We start from the raw sequence: 13,800 nt of genomic DNA on the forward strand, positions 1-13,800 counted from the left end.
CTGGGCACACTGCCGATCCGGGATCCGTTGCTTGTACTGACGGGGTGGCCCGGAGCCTAGCGCGGGTAGCTGCCGATCCGCTTGGAAGCGGGGGCCTGTCCTATCAGGGAGGCAATATCGCTAGGCAATGCGGTAGCCTGGCTGTTCTTGCCCGTAACGCTGGTAGTCGGATTATTGGTACTGCTCAGCACCGTGCTGGAGGTGAGTTCAAAGGAATTCAGCTCTTGTCCGGTGGACTTGGCGAAGGCCGGCAAGGTGGTGAACACCGCGGGGTTTCCAGCGCCTGTGGACCAGACGGAGGACCACTTCGGATTCGTGGAGTTGACGCGGTGATAGGCATTGGACGCCAGGGAGATCTTCATCTGTTCTGCCGTGTAGCTGCCCGAGTAGTCCTCGACGGCAAGAATTGCGTTGCCACCGCCGGTATTGGAGAACACGTTGTTCTTCGCGACAATGTTCTTATTGATCCAGGTCATGGTGGTGTCAGGGAATGGCTGGCGCGGATCGTGCCCGGGGTCGGACTTGTTCGCTGCGCGGCGCGCATCCTGCACGATGTTCAGCACCCGGTTCTTGCCGCTGATGGTGTTGTTCCAGATCTTCACATCGCTGGTGTTGTTCAGTTTGAAGGCGAATCCGGAATTCTTGGTGATGCGGTTGTTGGCCACCACTGCTTTTGCGGAGATCTCCAGCGACAGTCCGTGCCCGGTATTGGAGATCAGGTCATTATTCAGGATCTTGGAATCGTAGACGGATTCATCCAGCCATAGTCCCGGACCGTAGTTGCTGTTGAGCTTGGAATCCTTCACCGTCACGCCCCGGGTGCGTCCGATCTTCAGCCCGCCGGAGACAGGCGAAGTGTTGAACCGCTCGTGGTTATTGCCTGTGGAGGCCAGTTTGTTGACGACCAGTCCGTCAGCGTACACGGCGTTCATGCCCAGCATGCCGCTGCGCTGGATCTTCACGTTGCTCACGGTGTTCTTCACAGCGCTGACGTTCAAACCCGTGGTTGCCGTATCCTCGATGGTCAGGTTCTGCACAGTGATGCCCGGCTTCTCCGCGGTGACCGCACCCATGTCGGGCACCGAAGGAGCGAACTTGCGCACATTGATACCCGAAACGCTGGAATTGCCGCTGCGGATGCTCAGGGCCTTGACCAGCGTAGAAGCGCGCACGGACTTTCCGGTTGGGTCGGTACCGAGGTGCAGCTTGTTATTGGCGCGGTCCACATGGAAGGCACCCGGTTTGAGCTTGGCAACCGAGGATACCTGGGTCTGCTTGGTCCCGTTGATCCATACCTGGTCGGGATGGGCTGCCATGGGATAGCTGGAATTGATGAAGCCCCATGCTTCAGCCGTATTGTCTGTGGCTCCCCGGGTGTAGGTCGGGCTGGTATCGAAATCGTAGTCCCAGCCGGATTTCACCCATCCATTGCTCGCGGCGGAGAAGCCCGTGATTGCCTTGGAACCATCGAGCCAGACGGTCTCTCCCGGGTATTCGCGCAGCTTGAGGCTCTTGCCTGCGGGGATCACTACCGACTCATGGTAGCTGCCACCACGCACCACGATGGTCTGTCCGCTGGAGGCTTTGGAAATGGCCTTGGACAGGGTGCGCAGTGGCGCTGAGGCGGTACCGCCGGAGGCATCATTTCCGGATGCCGAAACATAAAGTGCTGTTGAAGGGATGGCGCCCAGGGTTCCCGCCTGCGGTGCCTGCTCGCCAAGGCTGACCTCTTCGGAGTGGGGAACGGTTCCTTCGGCATCAGGTGCAGGTTCGGGAATTGGGGAAGGCGATGGGGCAGGTGCCGGTTCCGGGTCCTGCATCGCCGGTTCGGTAGCTGAACGCGCCACCAGATTATCAACGTGCAGACCGGAGTTGCCGGTGGCGCTGGCCGAAAGGTAACCGCCTATGCGCAAGCTGCCTTTGGCCGAGGCCAGCGCTGTGGATGCATCTTCCGATTCCAGCTGCCATTCGGGGGTTCCGCTGCCAGCTGCGAAGGCTCGGGCCTTGAGCGACGCGGTGCCGCTTCCGGTGATGGCGAAGTCAACATGGTACGCAGTCCCCGGGCGGGCCGCTGCGCTGATCTGCCGAGAATCGAGCACGATCTTTTTACCGCTGACGGTCCGTGAAATTTCCAGGGACAGATTGCCAGTGCTTTGCAACCGAAGCGAAGCGGTGTATTGGCCATCTGCGGTACTTCGGGCACCTAGGTGCGCATAGGACGAACCCGTGCTGGGCAGCGAGTCGAAGGAAATATCGACGCCGGCCTGCATGTCGGCAGCGTTGATGGCGGCGGTGGCATGGCTGAGCTTGCCGGGGACCAAGGTAATTTCACCCTGGGAACCATCTACGGCGAAACGGCTTGGACTGTTGGCTAGGTAGGGGATTCCACTTGAAGTAGAGCCCCAGCCGGAGCCAACTGTGCGGTTCATGGCATCGGCGACCAATGTGGTCGAAGCGGCCACGGGCACCGGGTTCAAGGAGGTGGCAACGATGCCGCACGCGGCGGCCAAGGCCAATGCCGCGATCAGGCGCGGCCGCTGGGAAGATTGGCCGGATGTATCCGGACCGAGAGGCAAGAGGTTCTTGGGGGAAAGGTTCTGCAAAGGATCCTCGGAGCTTAACCCGTGCTCCCCAGCAAAACAGGCCCTGCTCATTCAATATAGACGATGGTTTAAGGGTCACGCGGGCCCTGCTGTAAATGGTGGCATGGAATGAACCGTTATTCAATCGTGATGTTTCTCTCTCGATCCCTGGACTTCGAGGTTGACGAGGAAACTTCCCCAGTGGCCAGTGAGTATTCCAAGTACCCCCGAGCAAGTAATTCGCGGGTAACGCAAGTACGGGTGCACTCGTGTGCCGCAACGGCACGACACATATGCTCGGTAGATGAGAAACGCATGCTTGCGGCATGTTCCGGAACTCGCCGTTGATTTTGGGGATCGACGCAGGTGCGGCAAGCAAGCGAACGTTGATTCTGCTGTTTAAATTTGGGGGAACAGAATGCAACGCACCGAGCACCATGACTCGCGCGCCAAGCTGCGCATCGCCTTGATCGGCACCAGGGGAGTACCTGCACGCTATGGAGGTTTCGAGACCGCTATTGAAGAGGTAGGGCGCCGCCTGGCCGATCAAGGGCACGAGGTGACCGTATATTGCCGTGGCACTGCCAAAGACGAGCGCATGAGCGAATACCAGGGCATGAAGCTGGTGCATTTGCCTGCCATGAGGCGAAGGAGCCTCGAGACGCTGAGCCATACTGCACTGTCGGTGATCCATGCCCTCTTCAACCGGCCCGATGCGGCGATTGTCTTCAACGCGGCCAATGCCCCGCTGCTCCCGCTGCTGCGTTTGGGAAGGATTCCCGTCGCCACGCACGTGGATGGGCTGGAATGGAAACGGGCCAAGTGGGGACCTATTGGCCAGAAGTACTACCGGCTATGCGAGCGCCTCTGCGTCTGGTGGAGCAGGGAATTGATTGCCGATGCCCTGGGTATCGCCAACTACTACGCGGCGAAATTCTCGCGGGCAACGAGGCTCATCACCTATGGGGCACCGCAAATTCCCGAGGCTGCTGCAGTGAAATTGGCTGAGCTCGGCTTGGAATCCGGAAAGTTCCATCTGGTAGTGGCCCGCTTCGAGCCGGAGAACCACGTGGAGATGATTGTCCGTGGCTACAGCCAGTCGCAGGCCAGGCTCCCGCTGGTGGTCGTCGGTTCGGCGCCCTATGCCGAGCAATACACTCAGCAGGTTCATGCCGCGGCCACGGAACAAGTCCGCTTCCTAGGCGGAGTATGGGACCAGCAGCTGCTAGATGAGCTCTATGCCCATGCACTTGCCTACTGGCATGGCCATTCGGTCGGCGGTACCAACCCATCATTGCTCAGGGCGTTGGGTGCCGGTACGGCGATCAACGCCTATGACGTGAACTTCAACCGCGAAGTGGCCCAGGCAGCCGGCGAATACTTCAATGACCCGCAATCCGCGTCCAGGCTCTTCGACCGCACCGAATCAAAGGACGATGCCGTTCGCCAACGCGCCCAGCTCGCACGAAAGCGCGCTAGCGACTATGACTGGGACGATGTTGCCCGGGCCTACGAAAAGCTGTGCTTGGATTTGGCCGGTGCTGGAGAGCCTTCGGTGGAATTCGACGCAGAACCGTCTGCGGAAATTGGCCGCCGCCGCGCCTGAGGCTGGCACGAGAATTCTGGGAAACAGTAAAGCGTCCAGGCCATGGGGATGGCCCGGATGCTATGGGGAATCGAATCAGCAACTGGTTCATGAGAAATTGGGGAAAATAATGATCACTGGGTACGCCGCAGGTGCTTTCGACCTGTTCCACGTCGGGCACCTGAATATTCTCAGGCAAGCCAAGTCCAGATGCGACTACCTGATTGCCGGTGTGGTCAGTGATGAAAGGCTGCTCCAAACCAAGGGGAAACGGCCGGTGATACCGGAAAGCGAACGACTGGATATCGTCTCCTCGATAGGCTTCGTGGATGAGGCGGTTCTCGATTTTCATCCGAACCGATTACTGACGTGGGACGATGTCAGATTCGATGTGTTCTTCAAGGGAGATGACTGGAAGGGCACCCGCGAAGGAAAAGGACTAGAAGAGCTCTTTGCAACCGTCGGGGTGAGAGTCGAGTACTTCCCCTACACCGTGCATACTTCCAGCACCAAGCTCAGAGTGGCCTTAGGGCAACTAAGCTCGCCATCTATCCAGGTCCAGCGGGCCTGAGCGCAGAACCAGACAGATCATGCAACGCGCACAAGCAGCAGAACCTCCGGCCTGCGGCCATGTCCCAGCCAAGATGCGCATCGTTCCGATGCTGCTCTTGCTGGGAATCGCCCTGGTTTCCTGCACGGTAGAACCCCAGGCTTCGCCGCAAGCGGCCATGCCTGGGGAACCAGCCGAAACTACATTGGCGACTATCGATCAGCAGCTGCACGAATCAGCCTTGGCGGCGCCCTCCACCAAGGCGGGCAAGGCCGCTGAAAAATCCGAGGATTCAGCTTCTCCTGCCGAGAAAGCAGAGAAGTCCACATGGAAAAAGGACAAGGATGCGCAGAAAGTGGCGCCGGATGCCCAAGCGGCTGGCAAGCCGCCTGCCACAGCCAAGGCAGTGGACCTTGCTGAAGAAGTCCAGGCGGGCCCGCATGCGCAGATGCGGATCAAGCGCATCGAGCAAACCCAGTCTGAAGCAGAAGGCATCGGGCAAATCGCAGGGGCCGCGACACTGGTTGAAATCGAGTTATCCAACGACGGAGTCACCATGCTGGACTTGGGCAAGGCCCAAGTGCGCTTGTTCTACGGGGACGGCAGGGAACCGGCGGCCGTGCTTACCGACACACGCAGCACCGTACTTCCTCCACAACTGGCGGCAGGCAAGCAGGCTACTGCCACCTATCTATTCAGCGCCCAAACGGAATCAGCGTCTGACGTGACCCTTGAATTCGAAACTGGCGCAACTAAGAAAATCCAACAGCTCGCAGGTGAGGTATTGCCATGATCCGCAGATCCGCCCCGGCCATCGCCCGATGGGCCATGACCATGATTGCTGCAACCGCGCTGATCGCGGCCGCCGCATTAGCCACGCCGCCGCAGGCACTTGCAGATAGTGTGCCCGCGGATCCGTCAGACCCGCTCACCCCTGCGACCGTCACCGCCGATGCCCTCCCGACCGTCCAGATCGATGGCGTGGTCTGGAGCCAAGTGGTCATTGGCAACACGGTATATGCAGGAGGAAGCTTCGCTACCGCGCGTCCTGCAGGTGCTGCGGCCGGGACGCAAACCGCAACACGCAAGAACATCCTCGCCTACGACATTCGAACCGGAGAACTGCTCAACAGCTTCACTCCGGAATTCAATGCCCAGGTACTCACTCTTGCTGCCTCGCCGGACGGCAGCCGGCTCTACGCTGGCGGCGACTTCACCACCTTGGACGGGCAAAGCGCCTCGCGCATTGCGGCACTGGACCCGGTAACCGGAGAACGCATCGAGGAATTCGACCCGCAGCCTTCCAATTCCGTGCGCAGCATTGTCGCCACGAACACCACGGTGTACCTGGGCGGTTCGTTCTTCCGCATCGGCGAAGCCTGGCGCGAGCAAGCGGCTGCGTTGCGTGCCAGCGACGCCGCCCTCCTGTCGTTCAGGCCCGTGGTCGGAGGAGGGCACGTCGAGTCCATGTCGCTGTCGCCCGATGGGACAAAGCTGGCCTTGGGCGGCAAATTCACGCAGGTGAACTCGACCAGCGACTTTGCCAACGGCCTGGCCGTCGTGAGCACCGAGACCAGCGGGAAGTACCCATATCCGGCAGCCTCGCACGTCCGCAATGGCGGGGAGACTGGTTCCATCACTTCCATTGCCACAGATCAGGACACTTTCTACGCCAGCGGCTACACGTTCGGTCGAGCGACCACCCTGGAAGGCGTGGTGGCCATCAAATGGGCAGACCTCGAAACACGCTGGGTAGAGGACTGCCACGGGGATACCTACTCCGTGCACGCCACCGGAGACCTGCTCTACCTTGCCGGGCATCCGCACTATTGCGGAAACATCGGCGGATTCGCCCAGGAACCCAACTGGCAGTACAACCGCGCCATGGCCTTCAGCAAGGAAACGGCAGGGACAATTGACCGTGAAATCCACGGATATACCAACTTCGAAGGACTGCCGCATCCGCGGCTGCAGACCTGGTTCCCGGCGTTGAGCACCGGCACCTATACCGGGCAGAGCCAAGGACCATGGAGTGTCACAGGCAATGACGAATACATTGTCTATGGTGGTGAATTCCAGCGGGTGAACTACAAGAACCAGCAGGGGCTAGTCCGCTTCGCCATCCGCAGCCTGGCGCCCAATGACAGGGGCCCGCTGCCAAGCGGCGAGGACTTCGTTCCGACCCTGAGCTCCACCACTGCAGGCGAAGTGCGCATCCGCTGGCAGGCAGCCTCGGACATGGACAACGGGACCCTGGCCTACAAGGTGATCCGGGACGGAGCGAATAACGCGCCCATCCACACGGTCCAAGCCGACTCGACCTTCTGGATGCGCCAAGGCATGTCCTTCGTGGACAAGGACGTGGAGCCGGGAAGCACGCACAGCTACCGGATCTTCGCCGTGGACCCGACGGGGAAGGAGGCACGCAGCACCACCGAAAGCATCACGGTGGCGCAGGACACCGTTGCCTCCACCGCATACGAAAAGGTCATCAAAGCTGACAAGCCCAAGGCCTACTGGCCATTCGGAGCAGCTGACAACTCCACTGCCCTTGACGCCTCCGGAAGCGAAGACCTGCAGCTCGCAGGAAATGCAGGAGTCGATTCCTCATCAGCTATTGCCGGGGGAAATGGCCGCAGCCTGTCCCTGGGCGGCAGCGGGGCGCAGGACATGGTTCGGTGGCAGCGTCCGCAGGAGTTCACGACCGAACTGTGGTTCAAGGCCTCGCCCCTGCAGCGTGGCCGGCTCATCGGCTATGGCAATGGACAGAATGCGGACTCGACCGACCATGACCGGTTGACCTATGTGAATTCCCTGGGACGGTTGTCCTTCGGCGTGACCGAACGCGGCGCTCGCCGGGTGATCACCTCGTCCGGGATCTACAACGACAACAGGTGGCATCATGTGGTCTCAAGCCTGGGAGAAGATGGCATGCGCCTGTACGTGGACGGGCAGCAAGTAGCCTCGCGTGCAAGCACCAAATCCGCATTGGAACTCGACGGCTTCTGGCGAGTGGGCAATGACCGTGTCAGCGGATGGAGCTCGGTGCCAACTGGCGGTTTCGCCGGACGGGTCGACGAAGTCGCGGTCTACGGCAAGCAGCTGAGCCCGGCCGCGGTGGAGAACCATTACCAGGCTGGAATCGGACGACCTGCCAATGCCAGTCCGACGGCTGAATTCACCCATGAGATCCAGGGCCAGCAGCTCACCGTGGATGCATCGGAGTCCACGGATCCCGACGGCACCATCGCCAGCTATGGATGGGATTTCGGAGATGGAAACAGCGCCGAAGGCATCACCGCCGGGCATAGCTACGCAGAACCCGGGACCTATCAGGTGAAGCTGACGGTCACCGATGATGCCAACGGGACGGATACGGCCACGAAGCAGGTCACCATCCTGCCGCCGCCCGAACCCAACCAGCCTCCGGAAGCGGCCTTCGAAATTACTGAAGTGGACGGGCTGAAGGTTACCGTTGATGCCTCGCAGAGTTCTGATCCCGATAATGATGAGCTCAGCTACCGCTGGTCCTTCGGCAACGGCAGCGACTGGGTGGAGGGCGCAGCCATTGAATCGTTCAGCTACAGCGAACCAGATGAGTACACGATAACCCTGGAAGCCAGTGATCCGGACGGCTTGGTGGATAGCCACACCGAAACGGTGAAGGTCTCGCTACCGCCAAGGCCGGTGGCAGTTGACGCCTTTAGCCGCAATGTCACCGGCAATTGGGGCGCTGCCGATACCGGTGGCACGTGGACGCGGACCGGATCCGCGGCGACCGCCAACGTCGCTGGGGGAGTCGGCCAGCTTCTGGGCCTGAATCCCGGTTCAGGGCCGGCAATCTACCTGCCGGTGGTCGACAGCACCACCACGGAAGCCGCTGTCCAGGTGCAGCTGGATAAGCAGCCGACCGGCAATGGAACCTATGTGTCCTTCTCGTCGAGGTATCTGGGCAATGCGAACCAGTACTACCTCAAGAGCCAGTTCACTTCCTCAGGCGGCATCCAGATCCAGCTGATTCGTGCCGTGGGCGGTGCGGAGAGTGTTCTGGCCACGCAGTACCAGTCCTCCTTCGGCTACCAGGCTGGCGAGGCGGTCCACTTGAAGCTGTCGGTGACAGGAACCAACCCGACGCAGCTGGCGGCAAAGATCTGGGCTGCCGCAGACAGCGAGCCAGCCGACTGGCAGCTCAACGCCAGCGACTCGACCAGTGCGCTGCAAGTTCCAGGAGGCATAGGCCTGCGCCTGTACCTCTCCGGCTCGACATCCAATGCACCGGTGACCGCGTCCTTCGACAACCTGTCCGTGATCGGTTAGCTAGGATCCGCACAATGCCAGACCCGCCAGAGCCCAGGCTTTGGCGGGCCTGGGCTGCCGAGGGGGCATCATGGAAACCGGAACTGCAGGGCCGCTCGCGGTCAGCCGCCGCACGTTCCTGGGCTTGGCTGCCGGCGCATTGCTGCTGGCCGGGTGCTCAGGGGAATTGGTGGCAAAGCGCGCCTCGCCCAAGGCGGTCAGCGCGGCAGACCTGCTCGGGCAAGATCTCTTCTACATTGCCCACCGCGGGTCGGGGGATAACTGGACCGAGCATACGCTGCATGCCTACCGGCAAGCCCTGGCCCATGGCGCCCAAGCCATCGAGATCTCGGTGCACCGGAGCAAGGACGGCCATTTCATTTGCCACCATGACGCCAGCCTGGAGCGCCTGTGCGGAGTCCCGCGGCTGATCAGCGAAACCGCGTGGGACGAGCTCCAAGCACTGCGCAACGATGCTCGCCAATGGCTTGGACCGAATGCTGCGTTGGAGCCCTTGGCACGCCTGGAAACTGTTCTGGAAGCACTGGCGGACCAGGCGGTCCTCTTTATCGAGGACAAGAGCGGACAGCACGCCGCCGAGCTGATCGAGATGATTGCTGCTTCCCCGGTTCCTATCGAATCGACGGTGTGGAAGCAGCCGGCAACCGGCACCGGAGCCGAATTGGCATCGGCCGCCGGGATGAAGACCTGGGGCTACTTCGCCCCGGAGAATTTTGGCGGCATTGAACAGCTTGCTGGTGGGTTCGATGCACTAGGAATCCACGATTCGGCTGACCCGGGCACCATTGAACGCGCAGTGGACACGGGGCTTCCAGTGATCTGCTGGGAAGTGCACCGCAGAAGCCAGAGGGACTGGCTGGCACGGCAGGGCGTGCGGGGAATGATGTGCTCGAACTTGCCCTACGTAACTTCTTCACCGCAAGCCGTGCCTACGGTTGCAGACGGCTTTACCAGCGGCCTGCGGGCCGCGGGTGATCTGCCCGATGCGATCACCTGGAAAGCGCAGCCGCAGATCTTGGCCGCAGAGGGCATTCTCACGCTTGGCGACTCCCGCAAGGCATCCTATGCCCTGGGATCTATGGCCTTGGCTGGGGCCGGCAATTGGCGTTTGAAGGCCCAGATCCGCTGGCCGCAGCGGGGAAGCGGAAACCAGATTGCCGGGCTGGCCTTCGGACTGCCAACGGATGAGCCCTACCGGGCATTCGAGGAATCGCAGGCAGACGGATTCCACCTCCAGCTCGAAAGCCACGGCGAAGTATCGCTCTGGCGAGCAGGCGGGAAAACTCCGCACAAGCTGGGAAGGGCAATGTGGAATGCGCCTTCTGGAGGTGAATGGGCGCAGATCGAGCTGGTGATGGCGGATGGACGGATCCTGGCCGAATGCGGTGGCGAGGCATTGGCAGCGGAACTGGGCGAATCTGTTGCGCCAGGCTACCTGAACCTGCTGAACCTGATTCCGGCCGGGTATGGGGTGGACTTCCGAAAGGTGTCGCTGGAGCTGGAAGCGTCGGCGTAACCGGGCCAGAGCATGGAGCTGGAGACTATCCGGAGGCAAGAAGCGATTTCAAGGCGGAATCCATGCGCTGTCCGAAGAGCTCGGGGTCGTGGAATTCTCGCGCCTTCACCGCCGACTGCTGCGCCGAAACTCTGAACTGCTCCCACCCGCTGCGGATCGTCTCGATGGCCGCCGCCAGCTGTTGGGGATTTCCTGGTTCAACGAGTACCGCGCTGGAATACGGTTCCACGGCTTCCTGCAAGCCGCCGATGCGCGAGGCAATGACCGGACGTTCGGCGAGTATGGCTTCCACCGCGGTGTTCCCGAAGGATTCTTCGAGCTGCGCGGGGACCACAGCGATGTCCGCGGATTCATAATGGGGCCAAACATCGGATTGGAATCCCAGGAACTCCACAAGTTCGGGTCGCGGCAGAGCCTTGACGCGATCTTTGAGCGCCTGTTCGAAGGCTTCGTAGCCTTCGAATACGGCCCCGACCAGGCTCAACGACACGTCCACGCCTTGCTGTTGCAGGATCGTGACGGCATCGAGCAGCACCAGCAACCCTTTTCGCTCAGAGAGCCGTCCGACGTAGAGCAATCGCAAGGGGCCGTCAAGTTTCTGCCGGGCCGGCGCTGGATGCGGGGGTCCTGCGATGCCGTTGTAGATGACTTGGCTGTTCTTCTGCGCCCAAGGCACGTGCTGGAGGTACGCGGCATTGGTGAAGCGGCTGTTGGCGATGATCCTGTGAGCGAAGGTCCCGGGCAGGGACAAGCCCAAGCGCATCGGTTTGGGGGAATGGGATTCGGACTCGTGCACGTGCAGGGCAACCTTGTGCCCCGACAGGCGGGCATAGGCGACCCATAAGGGGATGATGGTGGTGTTCACCAGGACAGCGGATGGCTTGGTGCTCTTGAGCAATGCATGCATTTGGCGCACGCCTTGGAAAGTGTCTTTGGCAAACCCCACGGCCCCGCGCGGGGTGAAGATTGACTTGCGCAGCACCGGCGTATTGCAGACCACTACCTTGGCGCCCTGCTCACGCAAGGCCGACGCCAGCAGACCCTCGGCAGGAAGTCCGACGGTGACCCTCCAACTTCCCCGCAACAAGCCTTTGACGTCCTCCAGCAGCATTCTGTCGGATCCATACATTTCGGAACCTGGATGCGCTACCACGATCGTTCGGTTCGATGCCTTTGCCCCCATGAAATGATCTTCCCATTCGAAACTGATATCCGATAGGAGCAGTCAGTCTCAGATCTTGTATCCAAGTAAAAGTAGGGGGACCGCAAAAAATCCGCCAGCAATGCGGCGAAGTTGGTGTGGATCCGGAAACACAGGGATGAGAGATGGCATCCTGAGCGGAAACGTAATGTTTCGCACCGGCATTCGATACATCCTATCCAATAAGTGAAAGTTTTCACAAAGTCGGTTTTTCCCTGCGTAACATGCATGAATTCGAGGGAAAACGGGGGATGCATAGCGCTACTCTGGAAATGTAGGCAGTGGAAAACAGCTGCCTCCATGCAAGCATCAGCCCAAGAAATCGCAAAGGTGCCACACCCGTGTCTGACAACAAGCCAATCGTACTTCTGGCCGAACAACTCTCCCCAGCAACCGTTGCTGCTCTCGGCCCCGACTTTGAAATTCGTCAGACCGACGGAGCTGACCGCTCCCAGCTGCTCGAAGCCATTGCCGAGGTAGATGCAATCCTCGTTCGCTCCGCAACCCAGGTGGATGCCGAAGCTATCGCCGCAGCAAAGAACCTGAAGGTTATCGCCCGTGCCGGCGTGGGCCTGGATAACGTAGACATCAAGGCAGCCACCCAGGCTGGCGTCATGGTGGTCAACGCTCCAACCTCCAACATCATCTCCGCGGCTGAATTGACCGTGGGCCACATCGTGTCCCTGGCACGTCGCATTCCTGCTGCCAACGCATCGCTGAAGAACGGCGAATGGAAGCGCAGCGCCTACACTGGCGTTGAACTCTTCGAGAAGAAGGCCGGCATTATCGGCCTGGGCCGCATCGGTGCACTGGTTGCTGCCCGCCTGCAGGGCTTCGGCATGGAGATCGTTGCCTACGACCCATACGTCACTCCTGCCCGTGCTGCACAGCTGGGCGTCACCCTGCTGACCTTGGACGAGTTGTTGGCTGAGGCCGACTTCATCACCATCCACATGCCAAAGACTCCGGAAACCCTGGGCATGCTGGGCAAGGATGCCTTCACCATGATGAAGAAGTCCGCATACGTGGTCAACGTGGCCCGTGGCGGTCTGGTGGATCAAGACGCGCTTTACGAAGCATTGAAGAATGAAGAGATTGCAGGCGCTGGCATTGACGTGTTCGTCAAGGAGCCAAGCACCGATCTTCCATTCTTTGAATTCGAGAACGTCACCGTCACCCCGCACCTTGGCGCTTCAACAGATGAAGCACAGGAAAAGGCCGGTGTCTCGGTTGCCAAGTCGGTTCGCCTGGCACTGGCCGGCGAATTGGTCCCGGATGCTGTGAACGTTGCCGGCGGCGTCATCGATGAGAACGTGCGCCCTGGCATCCCGCTGATTGAGAAGCTGGGCCGTATCTTCAACGCCTTGACTTCCGGCTCGCTGACCAGCATTGACGTTGAAGTTGCCGGCGAGATCGCTTCACTGGATGTCAAGGCACTGGAGCTCTCGGCACTCAAGGGCGTCTTCATGGACGTTGTTTCGGATCAGGTCTCCTACGTGAATGCCCCGGTCTTGGCTGAGCAGCGCGGTGTTGCTACCCGTCTGATCACCACCCCTGATTCGCCTGAGTACCGCAACCAGCTGACCATCAAGGGGTCCACCAACGAGGGCACCCAGCTTGCTGTGGCAGGCACCTTGACTGGGCCTAAGCAGATCGAGAAGCTCGTAGGCATCAACGGCCACGAAATTGAAATCCCTATTTCGGATCACATGATCGTGGTCCGCTACGCGGATCGTCCAGGCGTCGTTGGGTCGCTGGGCAATGTGCTGGGGGAGCAGGGCGTCAACATTGCCGGTATGCAGGTATCGCGCGATGAAAAGAAGGCGGAGGCCTTGGCTGTCATCAACATTGATTCCGCACTGCCGCAGGGCGTTCTGGACGTCGTTGGTGCGGCGATTGGTGCGAGCGTCGCGCGAGAGATCAACTTGGCAGACGCCTAAACATGACATTGTAAAACAACTGATGCACAGTAACTGGAAAAGGCTTGGCAACAAAACTTACTCGGTAGGTTGCCAAGTCTTTTGCTTTAATCACGATACGATTTTACAA

8 protein-coding genes are annotated in these 13,800 nt (G+C 60.3%); 6 read left to right on the plus strand and 2 right to left on the minus strand.

Going from position 1 to position 13,800, the window contains the following annotated elements:
- Positions 1–56 precede the first annotated feature (56 nt).
- A complete protein-coding gene (locus ACIOU9_RS16450) occupies positions 57–2,603 on the minus strand; it encodes a right-handed parallel beta-helix repeat-containing protein (protein WP_402697583.1) in 2,547 nt (848 codons plus the stop codon).
- Between the two features lie 397 nt (positions 2,604–3,000).
- On the opposite strand from ACIOU9_RS16450, the gene ACIOU9_RS16455 reads away from it, so the two are divergent.
- From ACIOU9_RS16455 to ACIOU9_RS16475, 5 genes are all read left to right on the plus strand, one after another.
- Complete coding sequence (locus ACIOU9_RS16455; protein WP_105658099.1) at positions 3,001–4,188, plus strand: DUF1972 domain-containing protein; 1,188 nt, start codon at positions 3,001–3,003, stop codon at positions 4,186–4,188.
- 109 nt (positions 4,189–4,297) lie between these two features.
- Positions 4,298–4,738, plus strand: a complete 441-nt coding sequence (locus tag ACIOU9_RS16460) for an adenylyltransferase/cytidyltransferase family protein (protein ID WP_402697584.1) — start codon at positions 4,298–4,300, stop codon at positions 4,736–4,738.
- Positions 4,739–4,757: 19 nt separating this feature from the next.
- Positions 4,758–5,510: a hypothetical protein gene (locus ACIOU9_RS16465; protein ID WP_402697586.1), complete on the plus strand. Its 753-nt coding sequence runs from the start codon at positions 4,758–4,760 to the stop codon at positions 5,508–5,510.
- Positions 5,507–9,034, plus strand: a complete 3,528-nt coding sequence (locus tag ACIOU9_RS16470) for a PKD domain-containing protein (RefSeq protein ID WP_402697588.1) — start codon at positions 5,507–5,509, stop codon at positions 9,032–9,034. Before ACIOU9_RS16465 ends, ACIOU9_RS16470 begins: the two co-directional genes overlap by 4 nt.
- A 70-nt stretch (positions 9,035–9,104) precedes the next feature.
- Positions 9,105–10,550, plus strand: coding sequence for a glycerophosphodiester phosphodiesterase (locus ACIOU9_RS16475; RefSeq protein ID WP_402697590.1), 1,446 nt, complete (start codon positions 9,105–9,107; stop codon positions 10,548–10,550).
- 25 nt (positions 10,551–10,575) lie between these two features.
- Here the strand turns inward: ACIOU9_RS16475 and ACIOU9_RS16480 are convergent, their stop codons facing one another.
- The gene (locus tag ACIOU9_RS16480; RefSeq protein ID WP_402697591.1) at positions 10,576–11,661 is read right to left on the minus strand and encodes a glycosyltransferase; all 1,086 of its coding nucleotides are present in this window, start codon (positions 11,659–11,661) and stop codon (positions 10,576–10,578) included.
- 431 nt (positions 11,662–12,092) lie between these two features.
- On the opposite strand from ACIOU9_RS16480, the gene serA reads away from it, so the two are divergent.
- Positions 12,093–13,691: a phosphoglycerate dehydrogenase gene (gene serA / locus ACIOU9_RS16485; protein WP_402697593.1), complete on the plus strand. Its 1,599-nt coding sequence runs from the start codon at positions 12,093–12,095 to the stop codon at positions 13,689–13,691.
- Positions 13,692–13,800: the final 109 nt, after the last annotated feature.

The organism is Glutamicibacter sp. NPDC087583 (genome assembly GCF_044743685.1).
In the GTDB taxonomy this organism is placed as follows: domain Bacteria; phylum Actinomycetota; class Actinomycetes; order Actinomycetales; family Micrococcaceae; genus Glutamicibacter.

What these genes read in the sequence shown, in the direction of transcription:
- ACIOU9_RS16455 (WP_105658099.1), top strand. Translation starts at nt 3,001, where the DNA reads ATGCAACGCACCGAGCACCATGACTCGCGCGCCAAGCTGCGCATCGCC.
- ACIOU9_RS16460 (WP_402697584.1), top strand. Translation starts at nt 4,298, where the DNA reads ATGATCACTGGGTACGCCGCAGGTGCTTTCGACCTGTTCCACGTCGGG.
- ACIOU9_RS16465 (WP_402697586.1), top strand. Translation starts at nt 4,758, where the DNA reads ATGCAACGCGCACAAGCAGCAGAACCTCCGGCCTGCGGCCATGTCCCA.
- ACIOU9_RS16470 (WP_402697588.1), top strand. Translation starts at nt 5,507, where the DNA reads ATGATCCGCAGATCCGCCCCGGCCATCGCCCGATGGGCCATGACCATG.
- ACIOU9_RS16475 (WP_402697590.1), top strand. Translation starts at nt 9,105, where the DNA reads ATGGAAACCGGAACTGCAGGGCCGCTCGCGGTCAGCCGCCGCACGTTC.
- ACIOU9_RS16480 (WP_402697591.1), bottom strand. Translation starts at nt 11,661, where the DNA reads ATGCTGCTGGAGGACGTCAAAGGCTTGTTGCGGGGAAGTTGGAGGGTC.